This window comes from Tabrizicola sp. YIM 78059 (assembly GCF_004959785.1).
GTDB classification, from domain to species: domain Bacteria; phylum Pseudomonadota; class Alphaproteobacteria; order Rhodobacterales; family Rhodobacteraceae; genus Tabrizicola; species Tabrizicola caldifontis.
This window is the reverse complement of record NZ_SJZH01000069.1, coordinates 1-500: the sequence shown is the minus strand read 5'-3', so window position 1 is coordinate 500 and position 500 is coordinate 1. Positions and strand designations below refer to the sequence as shown.

Sequence of the window (500 nt, the reverse complement as noted above, 5' to 3'; positions counted from 1 at the left end):
CCCACCGGGTGGACCGGCTTCGCCTCTGTGGCAACGGCCCTCGCGGGTTCGCTCGAACCCGTGGCGCTCACCCGCTCGATCCCCCTGGTTGCGGCGCATGCGCTGCGAACTCTGGCAATTGAGCTGATGGCGGATGATTGAGGGGGCGACATGAAGCAATCGCGCGCCATGTCGCTGGTCGAAGCGGTCACCAATGTGATCGTCGGTTACGGCATCGCTGTCGCCACGCAGATCCTGATCTTCCCGGTCTTCGGGCTGCACACGACGCTGGCGCAGAACCTGAAGATGGGCGCCATTTTCACCATCGTGTCGATAGCGCGTTCCTTCGCCCTGCGGCGGGTCTTCGAGGCCATCCGGATGCTGAGCGCCAGATGATCGACCGCCGCCCCGGCGGGGCGGCGGCCATCGACTTGTCGGGGTCCTGTGCGTCAGGCGGCGGGGAGCTTGTAGACCCGCCCCCGATCCTCGACCTTCTCCGAGGTCACCTCGAGCCCGAGCTT

At 66.4% G+C, this 500-nt stretch carries 1 protein-coding gene; it reads left to right on the top strand.

Going from position 1 to position 500, the window contains the following annotated elements; translation table 11 throughout:
- Window positions 1-150: 150 nt before the first annotated feature.
- Window positions 151-375: a hypothetical protein gene (locus tag EZM81_RS18070; RefSeq protein WP_136646746.1), complete on the top strand. Its 225-nt coding sequence runs from the start codon at window positions 151-153 to the stop codon at window positions 373-375.
- The last annotated feature ends 125 nt before the right edge of the window (window positions 376-500 follow it).